Annotated in this window: 14 protein-coding genes; 7 read left to right on the plus strand and 7 right to left on the minus strand. The window is 38.7% G+C overall.

Annotated elements, in window-relative coordinates:
• Positions 1-163 precede the first annotated feature (163 nt).
• Together ABXT67_RS11490 and ABXT67_RS11495 are read left to right on the plus strand one after the other, a co-directional pair.
• The gene (locus ABXT67_RS11490) at positions 164-7498 is read left to right on the plus strand and encodes a T9SS type A sorting domain-containing protein (RefSeq protein ID WP_415374175.1); all 7335 of its coding nucleotides are present in this window, start codon (positions 164-166) and stop codon (positions 7496-7498) included.
• Between the two features lie 994 nt (positions 7499-8492).
• Positions 8493-12965 carry a reprolysin-like metallopeptidase gene (locus ABXT67_RS11495; RefSeq protein WP_415374177.1) on the plus strand — a complete coding sequence of 1491 codons (4473 nt, stop codon included), beginning with the start codon at positions 8493-8495 and terminating at the stop codon, positions 12963-12965.
• Positions 12966-13394: 429 nt separating this feature from the next.
• Here ABXT67_RS11495 and ABXT67_RS11500 read toward each other — a convergent pair whose 3' ends face one another.
• The gene (locus ABXT67_RS11500; RefSeq protein WP_415374179.1) at positions 13395-15155 is read right to left on the minus strand and encodes an ABC transporter ATP-binding protein; all 1761 of its coding nucleotides are present in this window, start codon (positions 15153-15155) and stop codon (positions 13395-13397) included.
• A gap of 205 nt (positions 15156-15360) precedes the next feature.
• Positions 15361-16779, minus strand: a complete 1419-nt coding sequence (locus tag ABXT67_RS11505) for an exonuclease domain-containing protein (protein WP_415374181.1) — start codon at positions 16777-16779, stop codon at positions 15361-15363.
• Between the two features lie 438 nt (positions 16780-17217).
• Here ABXT67_RS11505 and ABXT67_RS11510 point away from each other — a divergent pair, with 438 nt between their 5' ends.
• From ABXT67_RS11510 to ABXT67_RS11520, 3 genes are all read left to right on the plus strand, one after another.
• Entirely contained in the window at positions 17218-18111 is an 894-nt protein-coding gene (locus ABXT67_RS11510; protein WP_415374183.1) for a DUF6268 family outer membrane beta-barrel protein, read from the plus strand.
• A 288-nt stretch (positions 18112-18399) separates the two neighbouring features.
• Positions 18400-18627, plus strand: coding sequence for a hypothetical protein (locus ABXT67_RS11515; RefSeq protein WP_415374185.1), 228 nt, complete (start codon positions 18400-18402; stop codon positions 18625-18627).
• A gap of 3 nt (positions 18628-18630) precedes the next feature.
• Positions 18631-18993 (plus strand): DUF2237 family protein, encoded by a 363-nt coding sequence (locus tag ABXT67_RS11520; RefSeq protein ID WP_415374187.1) that lies wholly within the window; start codon positions 18631-18633, stop codon positions 18991-18993.
• On the opposite strand, the gene ABXT67_RS11525 is transcribed toward ABXT67_RS11520, so the two are convergent.
• A complete protein-coding gene (locus ABXT67_RS11525) occupies positions 18990-20270 on the minus strand; it encodes an NAD(P)/FAD-dependent oxidoreductase (protein WP_415374189.1) in 1281 nt (426 codons plus the stop codon). The two genes, ABXT67_RS11520 and ABXT67_RS11525, sit on opposite strands and share 4 nt — an antisense overlap.
• A 153-nt stretch (positions 20271-20423) precedes the next feature.
• On the opposite strand from ABXT67_RS11525, the gene ABXT67_RS11530 reads away from it, so the two are divergent.
• Positions 20424-20837, plus strand: coding sequence for a 6-pyruvoyl trahydropterin synthase family protein (locus ABXT67_RS11530; RefSeq protein WP_415374191.1), 414 nt, complete (start codon positions 20424-20426; stop codon positions 20835-20837).
• Between the two features lie 280 nt (positions 20838-21117).
• Here ABXT67_RS11530 and ABXT67_RS11535 read toward each other — a convergent pair whose 3' ends face one another.
• On the minus strand, positions 21118-21879 hold the full coding sequence (locus tag ABXT67_RS11535; protein ID WP_415374193.1) for a CDP-alcohol phosphatidyltransferase family protein: 762 nt from the start codon (positions 21877-21879) through the stop codon (positions 21118-21120).
• 259 nt (positions 21880-22138) lie between these two features.
• On the opposite strand from ABXT67_RS11535, the gene folE reads away from it, so the two are divergent.
• Entirely contained in the window at positions 22139-22837 is a 699-nt protein-coding gene (gene folE / locus ABXT67_RS11540) for a GTP cyclohydrolase I FolE (protein ID WP_415374195.1), read from the plus strand.
• 137 nt (positions 22838-22974) lie between these two features.
• On the opposite strand, the gene ABXT67_RS11545 is transcribed toward folE, so the two are convergent.
• Genes ABXT67_RS11545 through ABXT67_RS11555 form a run of 3 tightly spaced genes read right to left on the minus strand, consistent with a single transcriptional unit; the run spans position 22975 to position 26800 of the window.
• Positions 22975-25320 carry a DUF2309 domain-containing protein gene (locus ABXT67_RS11545; RefSeq protein WP_415374197.1) on the minus strand — a complete coding sequence of 782 codons (2346 nt, stop codon included), beginning with the start codon at positions 25318-25320 and terminating at the stop codon, positions 22975-22977.
• Positions 25317-26429 (minus strand): proton-conducting transporter membrane subunit, encoded by a 1113-nt coding sequence (locus tag ABXT67_RS11550; RefSeq protein WP_415374199.1) that lies wholly within the window; start codon positions 26427-26429, stop codon positions 25317-25319. The genes ABXT67_RS11545 and ABXT67_RS11550 overlap by 4 nt, the downstream gene beginning before the upstream one ends.
• The gene (locus tag ABXT67_RS11555; protein WP_415377027.1) at positions 26312-26800 is read right to left on the minus strand and encodes a hypothetical protein; all 489 of its coding nucleotides are present in this window, start codon (positions 26798-26800) and stop codon (positions 26312-26314) included. Before ABXT67_RS11555 ends, ABXT67_RS11550 begins: the two co-directional genes overlap by 118 nt.
• Positions 26801-26884 lie beyond the last annotated feature (84 nt).

A 26884-nucleotide genomic window follows, 5' to 3' on the forward strand; every position in this document is an offset into this window, starting at 1 on the left:
AGTTTAATTTATTTGGTTTAAAAAATTATAACTCATTTTTTAAATGAGAAAACATGTAAAATAATCAGAAATATGCCTTAATCATAATAATATTTAATATTTAATATAAATTCGCTTACTTGCATTATGCAATTTTTTATACAGCCTTATTAATATAAATTTTATGAAAAAATTATTACTCTCTTTATTTATCGCAGTTATTTCTATTACTATTGTTAATGCCCAATGTCCATATGGTGCAACTTCCAGCCCTTGTCCCAATTTAGACGCAAGCACTTTTACCGTAGGATCATTGAACAATTTGTGTACTACTACTTGGGGGGGGGAACACAATCAAGTAGATAATATTACTGCTGGTTGTACTTTCCTTGTTGAGTCATGTGGAACCTCATATGCTTCTGAATTGACTGTTTTCCCTGACGGAGGTGGACCTTCTCTCGGTTTTGGAGCCAGTGGAGGATGTGGAGATGATGCTTCTTTTGTTTGGGTAGCACCTTCTAGTGGGAGTTTTGAATTCCAAATGAATAATTTAGGATGTGGAACAATTGCAACGAACGGTACAATTAATATTACATTGCTTTCTTGTCTTTTTACATGTACTGATCCAGATGTACCATCAGCAACGTTAGCAAGCCCAAGTGCGATATGCCAAAGCGCAGATTCAACTTTAACATGGACAGGATCATTGAATGATGCAACAGCATGGCATGTATATACAGGCTCATGCGGAGGCACACAAATAGGTACGTCAACGTCAAATTCTTTAGTAGTTTCACCAACGGTTACGACAACCTATTATATAAGAGGAGAAGGAGGCTGTGTAGATGAATCAACCGGGCTTTGTGATTCGGTTACAGTAAATGTTAACCCTCTGGACGATGCAAGTTTCAGTTATACATCTACAACATATTGTACAAATCAACTTAACCCGAATGCTTTTGGTTTTCCTTCACCAGGAACATTTACTTCAACCCCTGGTTTAATTATTACAAATCCGGCCACGGGAGCAATCGATTTATTAGCTTCAACAGCCGGTGCGTACACGATAACTTTCACAACTTCTGGTCCTTGCCCGAACACAAATACCTTTAACATTACTCTTTCTGCACCAAGCTTTGCATTCACGGCTTTGAGTGATTTATGTATTGATGTTGGGATTCAAAACAACCTCGGTGGTGGAACGCCTGTTGGAGGTGTTTATTCCGGACCTGGAGTAATCGATGATGGGAACGGAACAACATATGATTTTAATCCAGCCGCAGCTGGAGTTGGTACTCATGCCATTACATACACGGTTGTTGGCGTTTGTTCTGGAAGTGCGAATGATAATGTAGTAGTGTTTGCAGTACCAACAGTAAGCTTCGCCGCCCTTGCTGATCTATGTCTCGATGCCGGTACTCAAACTGGTCTTACTGGCGGTTCACCAACAGGAGGCGTTTATTCTGGCCTTGGTGTAACAGATGTTGGAGACGGAATTAATTATTCTTTCGATCCAGCCGCTGCCGGAGCAGGTACGCACACAATCACTTACAGCTTCACAGATGGCAATAGCTGTACTGGAAGTGCAAATGATAATGCAGTAGTGTTTGGTCTACCAACCGTAACCTTCGCAGCCCTAGGTGATCTTTGCCTCGATGCCGGTAATCAAACCAACCAAACTGGTGGTTCACCAGCAGGTGGCGTTTATTCTGGCCTTGGTGTAACAGATGCTGGAGACGGAATTAATTACTCATTTAATCCAGCAGCAGCTGGAATAGGAACGCATACTATTACGTATAACTTCACAGACGGAAACGGATGTTCTGGAAGTGAAAATGACACTGTTGTAGTATTCAGTTTGCCAACTGTTACCTTCACAGCACCAACAGATCTTTGTTTAGACGCAGGGAATCAAACTAACCAAACTGGTGGTTCACCAACAGGAGGCCTTTATTCAGGACCTGGTGTTACAGATACTGGAGACGGAATCAATTACTCATTTAATCCAGTAGCAGCTGGAGTAGGAACGCATACAATAACGTATAACTTCACAGATGGAAATGGTTGTTATGGAAGTGCGAATGATAATGTAGTCGTGTTTGGATTACCAGCTGTGACCTTCGCAGCCCTTGGTAATCTTTGCCTCAATGCTGGCAATCAAACTGGTCTTACTGGAGGATCTCCAGCAGGAGGGGTTTATTCAGGACCTGGAGTTGTTGACGACGGCAACGGAATTACCTATTCATTCAATCCTGCAACAGCAGGAGCTGGCACGCACACAATCACCTACAACTTTACAGATGGCAATGGCTGTTCTGGAAGTGCGAATGATAATGTAGTAGTCTTTGCAGTACCAACCGTAACCTTCACCGCCCTTGCTGATCTATGTCTCGATGCCGGTACTCAAACTGGTCTTACTGGCGGTTCACCAACAGGCGGCGTTTATTCTGGCCCTGGTGTAACAGATGCAGGAAACGGAATTAACTATTCTTTCGATCCAGCTGCTGCTGGTGCAGGTACGCACACAATCACTTACAGCTTCACAGATGGCAATAGCTGTACTGGAAGTGCAAATGATAATGTAGTCGTGTTTAGTCTACCAACCGTAACCTTCGCAGCCCTAGGTGATCTTTGCCTCGATGCCGGTAATCAAACCAACCAAACTGGTGGTTCACCAGCAGGAGGCCTTTATTCAGGACCGGGTGTTACAGATACTGGAGACGGAATCAATTACTCATTTAATCCAGTAGCAGCTGGAGTAGGAACTCATACAATAACGTATAACTTTACAGATGGCAATGGCTGTTCTGGAAGTGCCAATGATAATGTAGTCGTGTTTGGATTACCAGCTGTGACCTTCGCAGCCCTTGGTGATCTTTGCCTCAATGCTGGCAATCAAACTGGTCTTACTGGAGGATCTCCATCAGGAGGGGTTTATTCAGGACCTGGAGTTGTTGACGACGGCAACGGAATTACCTATTCATTCAATCCTGCATTTTCAGGAGTAGGCACGCATACAATCACCTACAACTTTACAGATGGCAATGGCTGTTCTGGAAGTGCGAATGATAATGTAGTAGTGTTTGCAGTACCAACCGTAACCTTCACCGCCCTTGCTGATCTATGTCTCGATGCCGGTACTCAAACTGGCCTTACTGGCGGTTCACCAACAGGCGGCGTTTATTCTGGCCCTGGTGTAACAGATGCAGGAAACGGAATTAACTATTCTTTCGATCCAGCTGCTGCTGGTGCAGGTACGCACACAATCACTTACAGCTTCACAGATGGCAATAGCTGTACTGGAAGTGCAAATGATAATGTAGTAGTGTTTAGTCTACCAACCGTAACCTTCACAGCACCAACAGATCTTTGCCTCGATGCCGGTAATCAAACCAACCAAACTGGTGGTTCACCAGCAGGTGGCGTTTATTCTGGCACAGGTGTAACAGATGCTGGAGACGGAATTAATTACACATTCGATCCTGCTGCTGGCGGAGTTGGAACCCACACGATCACTTACAACTTTACAGACGGCAATGGCTGTTCTGGAAGTGCGAATGACACTGTTGAAGTATTCCCATTGCCAACAGTAACCTTCACAGCACCAACTGATCTTTGTTTAGATGCAGGTGTGCAAACCGGTCTTGTCGGAGGAACTTCCCTAGGAGGTGTGTACTCAGGAACAGGTGTTACCGATGATGGCAATGGAATGACTTATAGTTTTGACCCAGCAGCAGCGGGCGTTGGAGTTCATACTTTGATGTATACATTAGGAATTGCAGGATGTACAGATGCTGCCTCAGACGATGTGGAAGTATTTGCATTACCCGTTGTAACATTTACCGCCCTGACAGATTTATGCATCGATGCAGGTGTGCAAACCAGTCTTGGTGGTGCTACGCCAGCAGGAGGTATTTATTCTGGATCTGGCGTTACCGATGATGGTAACGGAATGACCTATAGCTTTGATCCAGCTACTGCAGGTCTTGGAATACATATAATGACATATACTTTTACGGATGGTAATGGATGTACAAGTTCAGCATCAGATAACGTTGAAGTCTTTGCAATACCTACTGTAACATATACAGCTCCGGCAGATCTTTGTATTGATGCAGGGGTGCAAGCTGGTCTTGGTGGCGCTACGCCAGCAGGCGGAGTTTATTCTGGAACTGGCGTTACCGACGATGCAAACGGAATCACCTATAGCTTTGACCCAGCAGCAGCTGGAGTAGGAACACATACCATAACCTATGATTATACAGATGCAAATAGTTGTTCAGGTTCTGCAACCGATAATGTAGCAGTCTTTGCACTTCCAACAGTAGTATTTACGGCTCCGGCCGATCTATGTATCACTGCAGGCGTACAAGCTGGTTTAAGTGGTGGCACTCCAACAGGAGGTGTCTACTCTGGTGCAGGTGTTACCGATAATGGCAATGGAATGACCTATAGTTTTGACCCTGCAGCAGCAGGCGCTGGTACTCATACAATAACATATACTTTTGAGGATGGCAATGGATGTTCAAGTTCAGCATCAGACGATGTAGAAGTATTTACTACACCAGTAGTAGCTTTTACGGCTCCGGCAGATGTATGTGTTGACGCAGGAGTTCAGACAGGCTTAGGCGGAGGACTCGCTTCTGGCGGTGTTTATTCTGGACCCGGTGTTACCGATGATGGCAATGGAATGACCTATAGTTTTGATCCTGTAGCAGCTGGCGTTGGAATACACTCCATAACCTATACCTTGAATGATTCAGGATGCATAGGCACTGCAATGGATACTATAGAAGTATTTGATCTTCCAGTAGTAGCGTTTACCGCACCAGCAGATATCTGTATCACTGAAGGTGTACAAGCTGGTCTCGGGGGAGGAACTCCAACAGGCGGAGTATATTCTGGAACAGGCGTTACCGATGATGCAAACGGAATGACCTATAGCTTTGACCCAACAGCAGCAGGCATTGGGCCAAATACCATTAGCTACACTTTTACAAATGGAAATGGATGTACAAATTCAGCTTCTGATGATGTGGAAGTACTTGCCTTACCAATAGTAACCTTTACAGCCCCTGCAGATCTTTGTGTTAATGCAGGTGTTCAAACTGGTTTAAGTGGTGGCTCTCCAACAGGAGGTGTGTACTCAGGAACAGGTGTTACCGATGGCGGTGATGGAATGACCTATAGTTTTGATCCTGCAGTTGCAGGAGTAGGAACTCAAAGTATAAGCTATACCGCGGGAGCTGTAGGCTGCACAAATACAGCAGCTGATACGGTTCAAGTATTTGGTTCTTCAATAGTAACTTTTAACGCACCGGCAGATCTATGCATCGATGCAGGTGTTCAAACGGGTCTTGGTGGTGCTTTGCCAACAGGAGGAACGTATTATGGACCTGGTGTTAGCGATGATGGCAATGGGATGACCTATAGTTTTGACCCAGCAGTAGCTGGTGCAGGAGTACAAACATTGGTATACCTTGTTGGAAACATAGGTTGTTTAAGTACAGGAAATGATACGGTGGAGGTCTTTGATGCACCAACGGTCACCTTTGTAGCGCCTACTCCAAATATTTGTGTGCTCGATGTGGTTGTAACTGGCCTAGGCGGTGGAACTCCAACGGGTGGTATCTATTCTGGAATAGGTGTTAGTGATGATGGCAATGGGATGACCTTTAGCTTTGATCCAACAGCCTCTGCCCCAGTGGGAGGAAACATTCCCGTGACCTATACCTATGCCGATACGAATGGCTGTTCTAATGACACCACCGAAAACATCTTTGTTAATGATGCTATGAATTGTGATGCTTGTCAAGCCACAGCTACCTTTGGCGCTGCGGGTTGGGGTGCAGTGATGCCCAGTATTGACAACCTAGTACTCATCGAAGCAGATTATGATACGGCGCTCTTAGGTTCTTTTGAAGCCTGTAAGTTGATCGTAAATCCAGGAGCAACCCTTCGTGTTAATGCGGGGGATTATATCTTGGTAAATACAGATATTACCGTATCTGTGACGGGAAGTTTACTAGTAGAACACACCGGAAGTGTGGTACAAGTAGAAGACAGTGCGATGGTTACCAACGATGGTACCATCAACGTCAATGTGACCACCCCAGAGGTAGCTCCTAGAGACTTTATCCTCTCTGGTAGCCCAATGACTATGGAAATGCGCAATGGGGTTTATAACAACTCTTTTAGAGTCGTAAAACATTTAACGGCAGCGTTTGATCCAGACCCAGCTGTGGATGCTTTCTATATGCCTAATGTCGTGGCCAACTTTGTGGATGTTGATTTTAATGACTGGATGTTCCATACAGGAATCATAAACCCTGGTGAAGGATATTTTGTATATCCACAAGCTAACTTAGCCGACGGAAATTCAACCTATGACTTAGTCTATGAGCAAGGAACCTTAAACAACGGAGTTATTACCTATGCAATGGAGTTTAACGGCGATGCGAATTCGAGTCCCTCTATGTTAGCCAACCCATATCCATCTGCTATTGATGCCTCCCTATTTTTAAATGCAAACCCTGAGATTGATGAAGTATATTTCTGGGAGCATATTACCGAGCCAGGGGCATTCCCAGGAGGAAATATAACTACTGAAAACTTCTCGATGGAAGACATCTCGATGTACAACCTCTCTGGAGGTATTGGAGCAGGAACACCCGCAACCAATGGGAGTACAACTCCCAATGGTATGATCGCTACCTCGCAAGGCTTTGCTGTAAAAGCGAATGTAATGGGAACCGCTATCTTTAACAATGCAATGCGGGTAACCACTGGGAACAACACCCTAAGGAATACTGTATCAGAGGGCAACAAAATCTGGTTACAGCTAGAAAATGCGCAATACAGTCTCAGCAGTGAAGTATTAATTGCCTTTATGCCAATGGCAACAGAAAGCTATGATTCAGGATATGATAGCCATCAGATTGGTAGCCTTGTATCGCTATACTCGCATTTACCAGACAATACGATGTCTTTAGGAATTCAAGGTAGAGAAGTCTTTAATAAGGAGATACAAATCCCAATGGGATATGCTTCTCAAATAGACGAGACTACCACCTTTAAAATTACCATTAAGCAACTAGAAGGAGTCGACATTGAAAACGCGACCGTATATCTAATAGATAAGGCTACAAGAACCATTACCAACCTTACTAAAGAAGGGGCCTATAAATTTAGAAGTCGAAAAGGAAACTTCCCAAATAGGTTTACACTTCAGTTTATGGCCTATGATAGATTTGGAAGAATACTAGGAGATGATGCTGCTGCTATTGCCGCCATTTCTGTAGTGCCTAATCCTACCGATGGACTGTTGTTTATCAACTCCCCTAATTCAATAATCAATACCATTACCCTTACAGATATGAGAGGAAGGCTCGTGCGAAACCTAAAGAATATTGACGGGTTGAACTCCACCATCGATATCTCGGTATTAGATAGCGCTGTGTATTTCCTAAAAATTGAAACCGAAAAAGGAACCTTGGTCAGAAAGGTTATGAAAGAATAGTTTCAAGCAAAATAATTTAAAGATTAAAAAGCCGCTTTCAGTATAAAAACTAAAAGCGGCTTTTTTATGCTACAAAGAGAACAAAAGGAATAAAAAAAAGGAAAAATCTACCTCCATGGAAGCTGGCTCCTTTGTTTTTTTTGGTTGTGTATTTCCGTATCGTTGCAGCCTGACGGAACTGAAAAGTTTTACGGGCAAATCTTTGATCGCTCCTATAAGCCCCTTCCTTCCACCACAAACAATTGCAGCCACAATGAGTCCTCTTGATTTGAGGTAATTGATACCTTGTATTTAAAGCGCATTTGTTTCCGAATACACAATGCCAAAGTAGATTTTACTGAGTGCAGGCATCCTTAAATAACATCAAACCAAAGCTTCGACTCCAATAGGTAGTGTCTATTAATACTATATTTTTTTTCGGGATTATCTTTGGTATAAAAATCTTGTGCAAACCCATTTTTCGGGGGGTGCTTCTCTTAGAGCATCCATACTTTCTAGCAAGCTGTTGATAGGTCTGTTTACTTTTGGTGTATTCCTCTCAAATTATAGCCAGAATTCTTCGTTCTCCACCTTTAAAAAACTTTTCGCAGGCTGAATATTTGTATCATAGTTTTACGTTTCTAAGCCTATGTTTTTTATTAATTATTTTGTCTATTAGGTTTTTTATATAAAATTTAGCTAACTTATGGCTTCGTTTGGTAAGTCTAGGCATTTCACTGTAGGGAGCCCAGTTATACCAATATAATATAAAATGTCGTCTGTAATTATCTTTCTTTTTCGTGTATACTTAACAGTCTGGTGTTGGGTTTAACATAAAACAGATTCGTAGCTAAGGCTTCCATAGGGCAGGTCCTACTATTTTATATTTCGCCTGAATAAAAAAAATTCAAATTAGTGATTAGATATTTTAACATAAAATTAATATTATACCAACGAATCAAACTATTTTTGAAGCTAAATCTAACCAACAATTTCAACCAAAAAAAATGGAGTCATGAAAAAAAAATACCACGTACTCGCTAGTCTATTAATTGTAAGTTTCATGTCTAGTATTGCACAGGTATCTGAGGGATACCAACAAAATTTATCGAACTATCTTGAGGTTAATATCGACCTTGAGAATGTAAAAAGTGAATTGCAAAGTGCTCCTCTAAAGGGATTGGTTTCCGATATCAGGAGCTCTACTGTAATTATAAATCTACCTGTGCCTAGCGGTGGAACGCAACAATTTAGAGTGGTAGAAGCACCGATGATGTCGCCAGAATTATCGGCTCAGATGCCCGATTTTAAAAGTTACGTTGCACAGGGAATCGACGATCCTACAGCATCTGCTCGATTTAATATAACTCCAATTGGCTTTTATGGACTGATAAAAGGAATAAACGGGATTTCCATTATAGAACAGGTCGATAAAACTAGTAGAGATAATCGGTATATTACCTATTATGATCATGACATAACGAGTACCAATCAAAATATTTTTTGTGAATCTGATCAACGAATAGATGAAACTAATATGTCTCAACAAGGGTCTAGGACAAACTCTTGTTTTCAGAATGGCGCCAGTCTAAGGTCGTATGACATGATAGTAACCTGTTCGGGTGAGTTCTATGCATTAAATGGAGGAACAATTGGTACCGTACAAGCAGCACTTTTAGCGAGGGTTGCTCAAATTAATGCTATCTATGAGCCGGAACTGGCGGTAACTTTTAGCATTGTAGAGTATCTACTCAATAGTAATCCAGCAACCGATCCATTTACCGATCCTACAAATACGAGCACATCTATTAGCCAGGCGAATACGTATATAACATCAAATGCTAGCGTCCCTTTTGATATTGGTCATGGTTTTCATGAAATCACTTGTGGTGGAGGTTGTGGTTGGGCTGGAAGAGCTGGAGTTGGTGTAGTTTGTACTGCTAGTAAAGCAAATGGATACACCTATCTACCAAATGACATTCCTACTTCTGTAACTGTTTTATTGCACGAAATAGGACATATGTTTAGTTCATATCATACTAATTATGGATGTGATAGTGAAAATAGCTGCGAGCGATACGAACCTGGACAGGGAACAAGTATTATGAGTACAGGCGCAAATTGTGATGCCGGTGACTTATTTGCGAGTCGTACAGATTATTTTGGGATTGGGAGTCTTCAGTCCATGATGAATTTCACTGCAACTGGAACGGTACCCTTTGGAGATCCAACCTGCTCTTCAGGTGTCTCTGGTGGTTGGACCGATTGTTCTACTTCTACAGCTTCAGGTAATGCTATGCCTAGTGCTAACGCCAATGCCAATACCATAAATGGATTAACAATACCTCATAGTACTCCTTTTACTTTGTCTGGAACTGGTTCAGATGCCGATGGGTTAGGGAGCTTAACTTATAACTGGGAGCAATACGACACCGATTATGCGGGTTCTGCTGCACCAGACGATACCGGAGCCAGTACAGTAGCGCCAATATTTAGAAGTTTTCCGCCATCCATGAGTAATGAAAGAACTTGCCCACAGTTGTCTTCGGTACTTGCTGGAAATGTAACTACGGGAACAGGAGAGATCTTACCTACAGTAGCCAGAACCCTTACTTGGCGATTAGTGGTTAGAGATAATACTGCCGGAGCTGGTGGTATCGCCTGTGATCAAATTTCATTGAATGTAGGGGCCGATGGACCATTTCAAATAACGTCTCAGAATACAACTTCAGCCTGGCTTGTAGGAAGTGCTCAAACGGTAACTTGGGATGTCGCGAATACAAATTTGGCAGCCTATACTTGTGCTTCAGTAGATATATTGTACTCTTCAGACGGAGGTACTACTTTCGGGACAACCCTTGCAATGGGTGTGGTAAATGACGGTTCTCAGGCCATTACCGCTCCAGGTGTTGCGACAACAATGGGAAGAATAAAAATAGTTTGTTCTGGAGCAACAAATATTTTCTTCGATATTAACAATGTAGATATTGCTGTTGTTGCAGGCTGTACAGCCGAAGCGGGAACAATAGCAAATAGTGCGGGAGTTACTGCGCCTGAAGGAGATTCTTCTCTAAATTTAAATTTGGTCGCGGGGAATCTCATAACGATGAATGCTGGAACTTTAGATGCAGGGGATCCTGATACTGGTCTAAACATTGAATCTGCCACAGCTGGAGTTTGTGCCTATTTTGGAGGTAATGTTCCTAAATATGAATCAATTGAATTTGTAGTCAGTGATAACACAGGTTATACTTTTACCCCTGTTGGCAATGGATATACTGACGTGCTTAATTTGTTTCAAACGAGTTATACTCCATTCGGAGCTTGTACCAATTGGCTTAACTCTAGTTATACTGAAGGCGTAGGATCGTCTCCCAGTTTTACACAGACATTGGTGCCAGGGATCACCTATGTATTAGTATCTTCAGGGTTTAGTGCTGCCAACACACTGGGTACTTATACCAATACGTTTACAGGTACAGGGTCTATTTATAATAAAGCAGGAGTGCCAGGTATTGGCTATATATATACCTATGCAATCGTCAATACAGGCACCGGTAATATCGTTGCCTTTGATGTAAATTCTGATCTTACAGATTCTTGGACTTTTCCTGCAGGAAGTTATGCTGTACATGGTTTGTCGTACTTGGCAGGTTCAAGTCTAGCTACTTATACTGGCAACCCACTCACCACCCTCCAAACCGATATTGGGAATTCAACCCTTTGTGGTGACCTTAGCACCAATAATGTTGCAGTGACCATAACAGCAGTTGCCTGCACCAATGCCACTTGGACAGGGACCTGGGATATTGCACCAGCGGTTCCAGGAAGTAGTAGTTCAGTAATAATAGCCTCTAATTATGATACTTCTATTGTTGGAGCAAGTATTGATGCTTGTACGGTTACAGTAAATGCAGGTGTTACGCTAACTATATCGGCTGGGGATTATCTTAAGGTTAATGGAAATATCACCGTGGCTTTGACGGGAAGTTTACTAGTAGAACACACCGGAAGTGTGGTACAAGTAGAAGACAGCGCGATGGTTACCAACGATGGTACCATCAACGTCAATGTGACCACCCCAGAAGTAGCTCCTAGAGACTTTATCCTCTCTGGTAGCCCAATGACTATGGAAATGCGCAATGGGGTTTATAACAACTCTTTTAGAGTCGTAAAACATTTAACGGCAGCGTTTGATCCAGACCCAGCTGTGGATGCTTTCTATATGCCTAATGTCGTGGCCAACTTTGTGGATGTTGATTTTAATGACTGGGTGTTCCATACAGGAATCATAAACCCTGGTGAAGGATATTTTGTATATCCACAAACGAGCTTAGCCGACGGAAATTCAACCTATGACTTAGTCTATGAGCGAGGAACCTTAAACAACGGAGTTATTACCTATGCAATGGAGTTTAACGGCGATACGAATTCGAGTCCCTCTATGTTAGCCAACCCATATCCATCTGCCATTGATGCCTCCCTATTTTTAAATGCAAACCCTGAGATTGATGAAGTATATTTCTGGGAGCATATTACCGAGCCAGGGGTATTCCCAGGAGGAAATGGAACTACTGAAAACTTCTCGATGGAAGACATCTCGATGTACAACCTCTCTGGAGGTATTGGAGCAGGAACACCCGCAACCAATGGGAGTACAACTCCCAATGGTATGATCGCTACCTCGCAAGGCTTTGGTGTAAAAGCGAATGCAACGGGAACCGCTATCTTTAACAATGCAATGCGGGTAACCACTGGGAACAACACCCTAAGGAATACTGTATCAGAGGGCAACAAAATCTGGTTACAGCTAGAAAATGCGCAATACAGTCTCAGCAGTGAAGTATTAATTGCCTTTATGCCAATGGCAACAGAAAGCTATGATTCAGGATATGATAGCCATCAGATTGGTAGCCTTGTATCGCTATACTCGCATTTACCAGACAATACGATGTCTTTAGGAATTCAAGGTAGAGAAGTCTTTAATAAGGAGATACAAATCCCAATGGGATATGCTTCTCAAATAGACGAGACTACCACCTTTAAAATTACCATTAAGCAACTAGAAGGAGCCGATATTGAAAACGCGACCGTGTATCTAATAGATAAGGCTACAAGAACCATTACCAACCTTACTAAAGAAGGGGCCTATAAATTTAGAAGTCGAAAAGGAAACTTCCCAAATAGGTTTACACTTCAGTTTATGGCCTATGATAGATTTGGAAGAATACTAGGAGATGATGCTGCTGCTATTGCCGCCATTTCTGTAGTGCCTAATCCTACCGATGGACTGTTGTTTATCAACTCCCCTAATTCAATAATCAATACCATTACCCTTACAGATATGAGAGGAAGGCTCGTGCGAAACCTAAAGAATATTGACGGGTTGAACTCCACCATCGATATCTCAGCATTAGATAGTGCTGTGTATTTCCTAAAAATTGAAACCGAAAAAGGAACCTTAGTGAGAAAGGTTATTAAGGAATAATTGATTTGTTTATAAATTAGAAAAAAGACTGTCTTAAAGGGCAGTCTTTTTTTATAGAATATATCTCAAAACGCTTATTTCTCAAGAATGAAAACTATAATAATTGAACAGGAACTATTTTAAAGTCTTTTAATGGGCAATAATAGAAAAAGGCAAAAGACTGAAAAATGAACTTTTATAGGTCTCAAAATTAGTTAAAACTATGGCGCTTTTCCCATAGGGATAGCTTTTGAAAGTTCATAGCGGTTTAGTCATAAATGACATATTGAGCTGGTCAAAAGATAATTGAAAACCAGTTGTTTTATGCGAAAGTTACTTTGCATATAGGCATACCGTAATTAGTACAGCAAACTGTATTCTAATGTATTTTACAAAATAATAAGTAGTTGTCTACTGCCCCCTAGATATTTATATCTGGATTATTAATGTCTAGATCTTAGCTTGGTAGGTATATAAATCATAATATCTACCCTTAGTTTCTAACAATGATTTGTGAGTTCCTCTTTCGGCAATACGGCCGTTTTCAATGACTAGGATTTGATCTGCTTTTTGTATGGTACTCAATCTGTGTGCGATTACAATTGTAGTTCTATCTTTCACTAATCGTGTTAATGATTTTTGAATGAGTGCTTCACTTTCGGTATCTAAATTAGAGGTTGCTTCATCCAGAATAATGATTTTTGGATTCGCCAAAATTGCACGCGCTATGGAAATGCGTTGGCGCTGCCCTCCAGAAAGTTTAACCCCACGTTCGCCAATAAGGGTTTCCAGTCCATCATCAAATCTATCGGTAAATTCGTTCACATAGCCCGCTTTTACAGCCTTTTGTAATTCTTCTTCAGTAGCATTGGGTCTTGGGAAAAGAATATTATCTCTAATGGTGCCTTCAAATAAAAATTCATCTTGTAAAACAACACCTAAATTGCGGCGGTAACTGCTCAGTTTTACTTCAGCAAGATCTTTACCGTCCATTAAAATACTTCCTTTATTCGGGTGTAGAAACGTAGCGGCTAATCCAGCAATGGTAGACTTTCCTGAACCTGAACTCCCAACTAGGGCATACACTTCGCCTGGTTTCATTTCAAAATTAATATTGTGTAGTACTTCTTTTCCTTTTTCATAAGAGAAAGAAATGTTTTTAAACTCTAAATGGCCTTTTACTTCTTCGAGAATAATGGTTCTATCGTGGAGATCTTCTTCGGCAGTCATATTCATCAGTTCTTCAGTTCTGTCAAGACCTGCGAGTGCTTCGGTAAGCTGGCTTCCTATATTACTCATTTGTACGATGGGCGCAATCATAAAGCCAAGGAGTAATGTAAAGGATAAGAAATCTCCCATCGTCATATCCCCGTAGATCATAAAATAACCACCTATGCCCATAATGCCTAAAGAGGCGAGGCCTAATAAAAACGTGGAGGAACTTGTCATCGCTGCGGTTGCGGTCAAACTTTTTTTAACATTTTGGTACAAACGGTCAACGCCTTCTTCAAATATTTTGTTTTCTTGTTCCTCGGCATTAAACCCTTTAATGACTCTAACGCCTGCTAATGTTTCGGTGAGTCGTCCTTGGACTTCTGCATTTATTTTCCCGCGGTCTCTAAAAATAGGGCGGATGTATTTAAACGCTTTCAAGGCTATAATTCCAAAGATTGCCACGGGTACTAAAACAAACAAGGTCATCCACGCATTGATACTTATTAGTAAAAACAAGGATATTACTGCGGTGATGGTTCCACCCACAAGTTGCACAAGACCAGTTCCTATTAAATTACGAACTCCTTCTACATCTCTCATAATTCTTGAAACTAAAGCACCAGACTTGGTGTTGTCAAAAAAGCTAATGGGTAAGGAAAGAACTTTTTTCTGAACCTGAGCACGCAATTCTGATATAAGATATTGTGCTTGCACGCTTAAGATTCGGGTTAATAAGAACGAGGTGATTGCTTGTATTAAAACTGCAAACCCTACTAGCCAAAGTAGGTTATAAAGACCACTCATATCCTTATTAGGAATGATTTCGTCTAGTAGCTCCTTTGATTTCCAAGGAAGTACCAAACTAGAGAGCCTGCTTAAAATGATTAAAATCAAGCCGATAAAAACCAGATTTCGGCGTGGCCAAATAATGGTTTTAAAAGCTGAAAGCATGGTGACCTTGGTCTGTTTCTTCTTGTTTTCTTGTTTTGATTTCATAGAGGTGTAAAGGTAGTAAAAGGCAAAGGGACCTAATACTTAAGATTTAAAAAATAACATACCGCATATAATGCTTCGGTAACTGATTAAGAAAAGCTGAAATTGAACATTATAGGTTCTACAAGTTGTTCTATTCCTTTGTGTCTTTTAATTAAATAGGAATCTGTGACGAACTGAAATATATCTTTGAAAAAACCAGTTTATTTTAATCAAAAGCATTGGCTAATTCCATCGATGGCCGAATCATATTTCTTTCTGAAGTGTTTTTCCTAATAAAACCGCTAATTAATTTAGTGGTATGGTAGGTGTTTTTGTACTTCGTGATGTAGCTACTAAAATCTTCAAAACTCGTTATTGTTTCCGTATTTTCTATAAAACCGAACCCTTTATATTCTCCTTTTTCAACAAGAATGATGCTGCTTTCTTGGAGCGTACGTCCTTTGTCTTTAATTATGTAGGTTTCCTTTACAGCTTCAATTTGAGCTAATGCCGCAGTTACTCGTAGGTTGTAAATTTCGATGTCCTCGGTTCCTGAGCATACTCCTTTACAGTCTTTTAATGTATAGTGGGAACAAGGCTCATTGGTGATTTGTAAGGCACAATATCTAGGGCATAAATTGTGCGTTTCGCACAGTTGCATTAATAGTTCTATGGCTGCAATTTTATTATAAAGCGTAAAAACAGCGTCTGAGGTGTTTTTCGTTTTTCCTAATGCTAACTGTAGTACTCCGCGTCTATCTTTGTAGGATATGATTTGGTAGGTGTTTATAGGGCGCTTTTGAGCTTTGTTAAACTGCGGGTAGTATTGCCGTATATAATCTGCTTCTAAAAGGAGTGCACACAATTCGTTGCCGGTAGCTACAAAGTCTAAGTGATGGGTAGCGGTGCAAAGATTTATTGACGTTTGGGTTTTAGAATAGATATGTGAAAGTACCCGTGATTTAATGTTTTTAGCTTTACCTACGTATAGTATTTTACCAGCTTTGTCTTTGAATAAATACATTCCGGGAGTAGCAGGTAATTTTTCAAAGTCGGCTGAGTTTATATTGGGTGGGAGCGTAGCTTCTCTTGAGGATTTATTTAGAAAATGTTTAAATACTTCAAAACTTGTTTCGGCATCTAATGCCAATACCTTTAAAAATAGGGTAGCGGTTGCGCGTGTATCCGCTTCGGCTCTGTGGGCATTTTCTAAAGATATTCCAACGGAGCGACACAATCTCCCCAAACTATAAGAAGGGAGTCCTGGTAGTAATTTCCGTGAAAGTCTGACGGTGCATAATTTTTTTCTACTGAACTTCTCTCCTAAAAATTCAAACTCTTTCTTTAAAAATCCAAAATCAAAATTTACGTTATGTGCTACAAAAATGGCGCCTTCTGTCTTTTGTTGAATGGTGGCCGCAATCTCTTTAAATTTAGGTGCGTCTGCAACTATTTCATTAGTGATACCAGTGAGTGCGGTGATGTTTCTTGGAATGTTTTCTTGCGGGTTGATGAGCGACGAATAGACATCTGTAATTATATTGTTTTCTATAGTGATGATACAAATTTCGGTCATACGACCTTGGTTTACGTTGCCTGTAGTTTCAACATCGACGACGGTATATTTTGCAGTTTTAAAATTCATAATGCAAAAGTACCAAAAAAAGGATTATATCCAAACTTATGGAATTAATCCTATCGCAATTGGTTAGATTTATCTTGTCTTATTTTGGTATTTTAAATTTCTCAATTTTATCCAATTCAAATACATCCCTTTTTGCGCGATAAAAAGGAAGCTGTTCTTTGTTACTATTTTTGAGGTTTTAAATCAATTCTGACACGTATTAGTCTCGGGCGTTTTTAGGATTTATAAAAATTGTGCGAAATCAAATCATTTTAGAGCCAAATAAACACCATTCAGTTGTTATATACATAAATAATAGTTATATAATCCATAAGTATTACTTATGAATTAAATATCCGAGAGCTCATTATTCAGTACTTATTTTTGTCTAAATTGGCCGTAGAAAAGATAAACAAATCCATAACACGCTATTTTTTATAGCATTTAAACCAACATTTAATGAGAAATTTATTTTTGATTTTAGCAGTCCTTTTTATTGGGAACCAGTCGTTTGCACAAGATTATATTGACATGGCAAAACTAACCTATCATCGAACGACTTTAGGAAATATTGATAATGACAATGAAACCGATGTAGGGAACATAAATATTGAAGCAAATATACCAATTCCGATTACTCCAAAAGTTGTTGTTTTAGCTGGTTTAACTTACGAAAATACGAGATTGGGATTAAGTGATTCCAACGCTAGGAATAATCTTATAATGACCAGGCTTAATGTAGGGATTAAATACAAACATGGAAATGACTGGAGTGGTACTTATCTCGCCTTACCTAAATTTGCTTCAGATTTTGATAAATTAGGGGGTGATGATTTTCAAATTGGTGCACTTGCTCTATTAGAGAAAAGATATTCTCGCAGGTATTCGTTAAAATTTGGTACTTATGTTTCTTCTGAAAATTTTGGAACTACCATAACACCTCTTATTGGACTATGGTATAAATCAAAAAACAGCAAATTCACTATCAATGCAACCTTGCCTATACGAGCAGATGCAACTTATTCTTTGACCACACATCTAAGCGCGGGTGCTAATTTACTTACGTCTGTGAAATCTTACAATATCTCTGCTTCAAACTCTGCACAGTATGTGCAAGAAGAATCTATACGATTTTCACTTTTTGCAGGTTATGGGTTTTTCGATGACACGCTTCTTTTACGAGGTAGAGTAGGACTAGATACCACAGATTACGGGTTGTATAACCAAGGCGATACTGTAGGTGCTCAAGTATTGGTATTTCAAGTAAAAGGAGATGATCGCAACAGGTTAAATTCAGAGTTTGAAAGTGCACCCTTTTTCGGAATTGATCTTATTTTTAGAGCAGGACTTTAAAAAATATTTTTATTCATGAGCTCTGTGTATTTATTTAGCTTCACTGATGGGTATAAGAAGCAGTAGATTATCCTCTTGTATACCGCAGTTACAGAAGAAATTTTACAAAAAAGAACAATTGTTTTTTTGTAAAATTTCTTTTTTTTAATTTTTATATTAAGTTGGCGCTGTTTTTTTTTGGAACATATCAACTTGCCTGATGTTAAAATCATCATAATCAATATAATATTCGTGTAAATAGCATTTTGTTTAACTAAATTTATAAAAAAATTAAACAAAATATGTGTTATGGAAGTAATAAACGAAGCACTCGAATTTGAGAAAGCAAAAATGAGCCATATGTCTACAAGTGATAAAGTGGTTGCATCAAGAGAAGCAAAGCGACTGATATTAGCTTTAAACGATATTTATAAGAAATCTAAGGATAACGGACTTATGGATATAATGAAACGTTTAACGGTAAAAAAGAAGAAAATTGAATTGCGACTAAAGGGAAGACCAGATCCTTCTTTTTAAGATATGGAAATAAACGTACTAGGTACAAAACTAGAACCTTGTTGTACAGATCCTGCAACAGGTTATTTTAGAGATGGATATTGCCGCACGATGTCACAGGATTCTGGCACACATATCGTTTGTGCCATTATGACTTCTGAATTCTTATCATATACGAAATCAAAAGGAAATGATTTAAGCACACCTATTCCACAATGGCAATTTCCAGGATTGGTTGCAGGGTCAAAATGGTGTTTATGCATATCGAGATGGATACAAGCAGAAAAGGCTGGTGTAGCTCCTCTGGTCGTTCTTGAGGCCACTCTTGGAAAAGCGTTGGAGTACACTTCCTTGGAACTTTTGAAAAAACATGAAGCTACTTCTTAATTAAATTCAGAGGTAAAACTTGTTGATGGAATAGTACTTGTTAGTGTCTCAATAACGCCTAGTGCTGCTCTTTCACCAGCGATCATCGCGGCGTTTAGTGAGCCGTTAAGTTGTGTGTCTCCCGCAAGAAAAACACCTGTCGTTAATCTCGTTTCAGAAGGAAGCATTTCATTTTGTAATGCATTGAGATTAGGTAATGCTTTCGCGATAGAATACTGTTTTATAAACGAAAAAATAGTTATTCCACAATAATCTGTCAATTCTTTTTCCACTTGTATTTTTAGGTCTTCATTAGACAAGTTATGGTTTTTAACAACAGTAACAGAGAGTAATTCCTTGTTGCCTTTTGATTGTGACTTGATACTAGTATGGTAAAATATATTGTTGACTAGTGCATCTTCATTGGTAATAAGTCCGATAAGTGGTTTTTCAATAGTTCTGGTTTCAATTTCAAAATATAGCGTGTCGCAGGATTTCCATTGTGTCTCTTGATTTTTTAAATTAGAGATCAATGCACTTGGTGCTGTAGCTATAATGGTAAAATGGCTCTCTAATTTGGTTCCGTTTGCTAGCAATATTTTGCCATTTTCAACAGCTTTGACCTTTGTGTTAAATTTAATAGTAGTTTTTTTTAAATGTTCTTGTAGTTGTTTTGGTATGGCTTCAATCCCAGCTTTAGGAAGTGCCGCAAAACCTTCGCCAAACATTTTGTAAACGAACTCAAACATTCTGCTAGAGGTTTCAAGTTTAGGTTCTAGAAATATTCCGCTAAAGAATGGCTTGAAGAATTTAGAAATCATTTCTGTAGAAAAGCCAAAGTCTACTAAATATTGAATCGTAGTTTTTTCAGTTTTAGCAAAAATTTCTGATAGCGTTGTTTTTTTTAAGAGCGCATTAAGCTTTAGTATTTTTACTTTATCTGAAAAAGTTCCGATTCCAGAAAATAATGTTGGTATGAGTAAGGATAGGTTTCTAAGGGGATCCCCAATCGTTTTGTTTCCTCCATTATTAAAAATGGTTGCTCCAGGAAGAAATTTTTGCAATTCTAATGCTTCGAGATTCAGAAATTTCTTTGCAGCAGGATATGCTGTAAGCAATACTTGAAACCCGTGATCTAATTGATAGCCTTGGACAATATCTGTTTTAACTCTGCCACCAACACGATCTGTGGCTTCAATAATCACAGGATTAAACCCATTATCTTCTAAAATTCTGGCCGCTACAAGACCGCTTACTCCAGCTCCAACGATGTATATTTTATAATCTTGTTTATTCACAGGGATATTATTTATTCAAAAATAGGGAACATTTTATTTTTAGCCAATCTAATAGTTTTAATTTTTGTTTAACAATTTACTTGTAAAATTAAACATTAAATATAAATACCTTTACTCCAAAATAATTTTCATCTTGTTAGGACTAATTATACTATGAACAAAACAGCTATTATTCGTTGTGAGCATTTCAACTCAGCACACAGATTACATAACATTAATTGGAGTGATGAAAAAAACCAAAAGGTTTTTGGTAAATGCAACAACCCCAATTATCACGGTCACAATTATGATTTAGAAGTTAAGGTTATTGGTTTTTGTGATCCTGAAACAGGGTATGTTATTGACACAAAAATTCTTTCAGATCTTATAAAAGACAAAGTAATAAACAGGTTTGATCATAAAAATCTAAACTTAGATACCAAGGAATTTGAAAGCTTAAATCCTACTGCAGAAAATATTGCCTTGGTAATTTACAATATTCTTAAACCGGCCTTGGATCAAAGTCTAGAATTGAGAATTAAACTATACGAAACGCCAAGAAACTATGTTGAGTATCCCCATGTTTAAAATACTTATTTAGTCGTGTCCTTAGGGCGTAAGACTGCTGCGCTAAAAGAGCAAAGGCTCGGTTTGTAATGCATTGGTGATGCGAATAATATAGATTGTGACAGTTTCATAATTATGAACATCTAACTCCATTTATTAGCAAGGAGTTAGATGTTCTTTATTTTTAAACAAGACAATAAAAATAGGGCATTCCAAGCATTTGAAAATGTTTATAGGGCAGATTTTATTTGCTTATACAAAATAAAATATAGGAAAGACGACTAGTTTAAATCTTGTAAATTTACAATAGTTTTCTAATACTTATAAAAACAAAGATCATTAAGGAGTACCATAAAAAGAAGGGAACGATAAATTCTTTATATCCTAAAACTAACATCAGGCTTATTATTAATAGTTGAAAGCCAAGCCCGAAGGTTGATACGGCCGTCATAAGTAAATTAGGAAGTATTTTACCTTGAGGTGCATTTCCATCTAATTTGTAAATTATTTTATCAAAGACTCCATATAAGGTTTTGTAAATCCTGAAAAGAATATTTACATTTTTTTGATTTTCTCCTTTCAAGGCTACTGGGGTCTCATTTTCAAAAATTCTACTTGTTGTATCACCGTTTACCTTGTTTCTAAGAATGACATAGTAATAATTGTATAAGGTTCCCTGAAGTTGAATTCCTAAAAATGCTAGAAAGGTATATAAAATGTTAGCCTCTGTGCTATACCAAATCGCTATAAAAATAAATAGGTTTAAAATTATATCTGCGACAGAGTCAAGGTAGCGACCGGTGTAAGAGGGTGTTTCTTTTACTCTAGCCAATTCTCCATCGGCAGCGTCTAAAATTGATTTAAATATTAAAAAAAAAGCCGCAGCCCAATAATATCCAGATAAAATACAAGCAATAGCTATTAAACCCGAAATAATAAACCATATGGTAACGTCAATAGGGGTATAGGAAGTTTCTTTAAGGGAATTTGCTATAAGTCTAGCGACGGGCCTTCCATAATCTGATAGATCTAAAAATTTATGCTCTTTCGGTAGTTTTGACATATTATTTCTTTAATTCTCAATATTTATGATTCCACTATCCAACCGCAGTTGATTTGCAAGTTATTCAAAATTATTCGCAAAAGTACAATAGCGTTATAGATAAAGTTTATCTTGATATGTTAATATTGTCTAACATTTGCGCCAAATAATTAAACAGTTTTGTAATTTTGAAAATATAGGATAGTGAATGCACGTATAACGTTTATTTAAAATTTCCGAAGTCTTCATAAAGGAAGCATACATTTTACATTAAAAACAAATGAAAGTAAAAACAGAATATTTAGCACCTGCTCCAACGAATAAAATTAGCCACTTTTCCATTGATGATATTGGAGATGACCACATGTTTACTGGCTTAGAAACTCCGATGATACCAGAAGCATTTGATCTTTCCGACACTGAAAAAAAAGAAAAAATAGCTGGTTTATTTGCACAGATAATGGATGTGATGGGGCTAGATCTTACAGATGATTCTTTGAAAGACACCCCAAAAAGGGTTGCAAAAATGTACATCGAAGAAATTTTTTCAGGTCTCAATCCTGATAATAAGCCTGCGATTTCACTTTTTGAAAATAAATATCAATACAACGAGATGCTTGTTGAAAAGGATATCACATTTTATTCTAATTGTGAGCACCATTTCGTTCCTTTCGTTGGGAAAGCCCATTTAGCGTATGTCTCTTCCGGAAAAGTTATAGGTCTTTCTAAACTCAATAGAATTGTGCAGTATTACGCAAAACGTCCTCAGGTTCAAGAACGTTTAACAAATCAAATAGCAATGGATTTAAAGGTTATTTTAAATACAGAAGATATTGCCGTTATTATTGATGCAAAGCATTTGTGTGTTTCGTCTCGTGGGATCAAAGATGAAACTTCTTCGACCGTTACTTCTTACTATAGTGGTGTATTTGAAAAACCGCATAAAATTGCTGAATTGCAAAATTATTTAAATCAATAGATTTTTAGCCAAACCATATATAATTTTAAAAAGGCATCTTTCAACAGGTGCCTTTTTTGATTTTCTACTACGAAAACTGAGCTTTTATAATTTTAAAAAAGACAGTTTAAATTAGTAATTCAAGAATCCGATTGTTTTTAAACAGAAACGATTCTATTCTTATCTGAGGTTGCTACCCACTTTAGCGCTTTTTTATATCGGTAAATTTCGTTGCGCTTTAAGGGATCCATGACCATTAAATAAATCCATTCATTATCAAAAAGGGTTTTCAAGTTAACATTTCTCATCAGTATTTCTGAAATGCGGTTAATTGGCGCTTGAATCATTACTGACAACCGCAAGGGTTGGTGGTACATATCATTATCTGATTCGAATAAGGATTGTAGTGGTAGCCCCATTTTTAGATCGCCTCCATTGCCTTGCATGACTCCAAATTTACCTGTAATATTATGTGTAATTTTAGTGCCGCCTCCATAGGTATTGTTATCGACGGTTGAAAAGTAGTAGTGGTTATTAATCCATTGCGTCACAACCATTGGACCTTGCATGATACCTTCTAAGGCCTTTCCTGTGGTATCCAATTCCCAATGGTAAGAATGAAGAAAGCAGCGACTGTCAAGATTAACGTTTTTGGTTAGCTCACGCGGTCCTACAATAAAGCCTGCATTTTTTGAAAGCCCCCATTCTGGTCTTGTTTCGCCCCAATGGTTCGCTTTGTGCTGTGCTGAAGAAACACTATTTCGAATTGGACCAAGTCTGTCTTGGGTAGCGGTTTGTTGTGCTTTTAATAAGTTCTTTTTAAGGTTTTCAACGAGCTGCTTATGGGTATGGGGAACTTCTGAATCAAACAGGACAATGTCATCTGTTGTTGTATTATGTTCTGCTCCTATAAAAACGGTGTTTTCTGGAATTTCCAATCCGTGGATTTCGACTAACGATTTTCGAACGTCCGGTAAGTTGGCGAGTTTTGCTAGCATTCTTGCGTTATGCCGTCCGGGGCTTGCTGCACAGGCACCACAATCTAAACTAGAACTAAAGGGGTTGTTAGCAGAGTCACTACCGTGTCCTACAAAAAGTATTAAAGGAGCAAATTGGTTCCAACCCGTAAGGTCGAATGCTGATTTTACAATACCTACTTTTTCTTCTAATTGAATTCCCTGCGTCGCATCATTTTCTTGTATGGCCCTATTAATATCTGGTTGACATATAGATTCTATTTGGGACGCTTTTCGTTGATTCTTTCGATAGATGGAACCAGGAAATAGGGTTCTTCCAATTAAAGACATTCCATAAAAAACCCCTGATCCTTCCACATATCCAAATGCCGATGGTAACATGTTTTTCATTCGTGTAAGAAAATAATTACTAAAATTTTGCGTGTCGTTTTTGGTTTTGAATGCGACCAAAGATTCTTTGTTATCTGTTCTTACCGTTTCTGAAACTGTATACGCCGAAGCTACAATGGGTGGACACGCTTTGCGAGTGATGCCGTCTTTTAGGCTTGTGTAATCCATTGCAATCCCAAAAAAACCGGCATAACCAAAGGTTTCATAATTCCCTTTAGCCTCCACATGCCTTCGGATGAGTTCTGATCGTGTATCGATACAAAATACCATTTGCACATCTGGAACTGAAGTTTCAGCAGCATTTTTTGTGTTAATCGATTCGGTTTTTAGTGTTTTTATCAACTGATTTTGCCAGCTTTCCTCCCAAGCTTTTAACCAAACATATTGAATTTTTGTGATCTCATTATTTGAACGTTCAGTACTATTTTCAGGGAGTATCGAAGCACCTAATTTTTGAGCTGTCCAAAGGCGTACTGCCAAATAATCCATCAGACTAATTGGATACTCTTGTTGCCATTCTGAATTAGATTCGGTACGATGATTAATGTACCCAGTCCAGCCCGGAAGTGCTGCTAAATGATGGGTGAAGATATTAGTATATAGGTTTTCTGAATAGTCTTTCAAGAGTTCTTCCAACGCCACATCACTTGATTTTGGAATCTCTTTTAAAGAAGTCACTCCGATTTCAGAATCGTAGATGACTAAATGTCTCCAAGCTCCATAAAAGCCTTCTGTTTTAAATGGCATATCCCATTCCGCCAGACCTTCATCCATAAAAGCTGACAACCATTTTGCCATAATACGGTCTATAATATGATTGTTGTTTAATGCTTCCGGTTGATGTTCTGACGCTATGAGGTTTAAATAGTATTCCGGGGATTCGGACAATCCGTTTTCTTTTAGATGCGCAAGCAACACTTCTTTATTAATTTCTCTTTTTTCCCAAGCTTGGCTGTAAATTTTCGCTACTGGAAAAGCATTGGCATTGAAATGCTTATGGGCAGAAGTTACAGCTTTCAGAAATGATGTGTTTTCATAACCCGATAATGGATTGGAAGCCACGAATGTGTAAAGCGGCCATGTTTTTCCAATAACTTTTGATGACTCGGCAATGCTATTTAGAATTTGTTGGCTCATATTGATTTTGATTTATACATTAAAACTGACTTTTTATACGGTTGAGATATATTCATTAGTTTTACATATAACCAAGGAATTTTCTTGTAGACCCCTAATTTCATTATAAAAAATCCAACCAGAAATATGATTCCGAATATGATCTGAGGCCAAGACAAAGGCATTGCTTGGGAGATCATTGGCATATCTGCCATAAGAATAGTAACCCCGTTATACATAAGCGCATAGAGGCCTATCCCAGCAGTGAACAGTATTGGCGGCACAATAACTTTTTGTACAGTTGAAAGACTACCCTCCTTAACAATATTAAAGGTGGCTTGACCTACAGTAATGGCAACAATGAGCGTTAAAAACACACTACTATCCATCTCTATCCCTTTTCCTGTCCAATACGCAAAAAGAATGGCTCCTAAACCACCAAAAAGCAATACGATTAATGCTTGAAATGGCGTGATTTTTATTTCTTGTGACTTTTTAGGGGACGTTTGCGCAATTTCCTCTCCTGATGACAGAAATAAATACGCTTTATAAAATCCGTGAAGTATTAAATGGACAACGGCAGCGTTGAAAAAACCCAAACCACATTGCATAATCATAAAACCCATCTGAGCAATGGTAGAGCATGCCAGTTTTTGCTTTACATTAACCTGAAGCAACTTTGTAAATTGTGCTATAATTGCTGTGAGCCCGCCAATGACGAATAAGATGGTTAGCGTATTTGAAGCGAATAATAGGGTAGAAAACAAAGCTAATAAAATTCCAGCACCATTTACGAAACCAGCGTGCATAAGCGCAGAGGCTGGTGTTGGTGCGGTCATTGCCGAAAGTAACCAGCGATGAAATGGATAGATTGCTGACTGCACAATAGCTGCTGCAATCACACATATTACGGCTGGGATCGTTATAAACAGCGGTAACTCGTTAACAACCGATGATAAGCCACTAACGGTATACTCATCGCTATAAAAAGTCAGCAATAAAAGTCCCACAGCTAGAAAGGCGGTTCCCGTGAAAAAGTATTTTTGCGTAAACGTTGAAGCTTCCCTAGCTTCCCCCAAGTCTTGTCTATACCGATTAATCTTGACATAAAAATCCCCATAATCAACCAACTGAAAAGTAGGAGTAAAATATAGTTAGACATGACCAATAATATCACCGATAATGTGAAGCCAAAACAAAGGATCATAAATCGAGAATGATATCTAAATCCTTTTAGATATTTGCCTGCATAACTGCTTACGATAGCGCTAAAAAAGGTGACCGTTGTCCAAATTAGAATAGTAAAGCCATTTATTTTGAAGACACTTCCCAAATACCATTCTGGAATGTTATTGAAGTTAAGAGTAAGATATGCAAAATTTCCAGCAAAAAGGAGCCACAATAAGACGATCACAAGTCTAGAAATGATTGTTTTATTGTTTTTGCTTGCTAATTTTAAGTCGTGAGAGCTGTTTAAATCTAAATTATTTTCAAGCGTCATTTTATATTTTATTAGTTGTTGGGTTTTTTGATTTAAGCTATTTAATACCGCTCCTTATTATTGAACAATTTTTATTTTATTTTC

Source organism: Patiriisocius sp. Uisw_017 (assembly GCF_047731265.1).
Lineage (GTDB): Bacteria > Bacteroidota > Bacteroidia > Flavobacteriales > Flavobacteriaceae > Patiriisocius.

Bases quoted from the DNA above. Each gene is read 5' to 3' on its own strand.
- ABXT67_RS11495 (WP_415374177.1), top strand. From the start codon at position 8,493: ATGAAAAAAAAATACCACGTACTCGCTAGTCTATTAATTGTAAGTTTC.
- ABXT67_RS11505 (WP_415374181.1), bottom strand. From the start codon at position 16,779: ATGAATTTTAAAACTGCAAAATATACCGTCGTCGATGTTGAAACTACA.
- ABXT67_RS11535 (WP_415374193.1), bottom strand. From the start codon at position 21,879: ATGTCAAAACTACCGAAAGAGCATAAATTTTTAGATCTATCAGATTAT.
- ABXT67_RS11490 (WP_415374175.1), top strand. From the start codon at position 164: ATGAAAAAATTATTACTCTCTTTATTTATCGCAGTTATTTCTATTACT.
- ABXT67_RS11555 (WP_415377027.1), bottom strand. From the start codon at position 26,800: ATGACGCTTGAAAATAATTTAGATTTAAACAGCTCTCACGACTTAAAA.
- ABXT67_RS11510 (WP_415374183.1), top strand. From the start codon at position 17,218: ATGAGAAATTTATTTTTGATTTTAGCAGTCCTTTTTATTGGGAACCAG.
- ABXT67_RS11515 (WP_415374185.1), top strand. From the start codon at position 18,400: ATGGAAGTAATAAACGAAGCACTCGAATTTGAGAAAGCAAAAATGAGC.
- ABXT67_RS11520 (WP_415374187.1), top strand. From the start codon at position 18,631: ATGGAAATAAACGTACTAGGTACAAAACTAGAACCTTGTTGTACAGAT.
- ABXT67_RS11530 (WP_415374191.1), top strand. From the start codon at position 20,424: ATGAACAAAACAGCTATTATTCGTTGTGAGCATTTCAACTCAGCACAC.
- folE (WP_415374195.1), top strand. From the start codon at position 22,139: ATGAAAGTAAAAACAGAATATTTAGCACCTGCTCCAACGAATAAAATT.
- ABXT67_RS11500 (WP_415374179.1), bottom strand. From the start codon at position 15,155: ATGAAATCAAAACAAGAAAACAAGAAGAAACAGACCAAGGTCACCATG.
- ABXT67_RS11545 (WP_415374197.1), bottom strand. From the start codon at position 25,320: ATGAGCCAACAAATTCTAAATAGCATTGCCGAGTCATCAAAAGTTATT.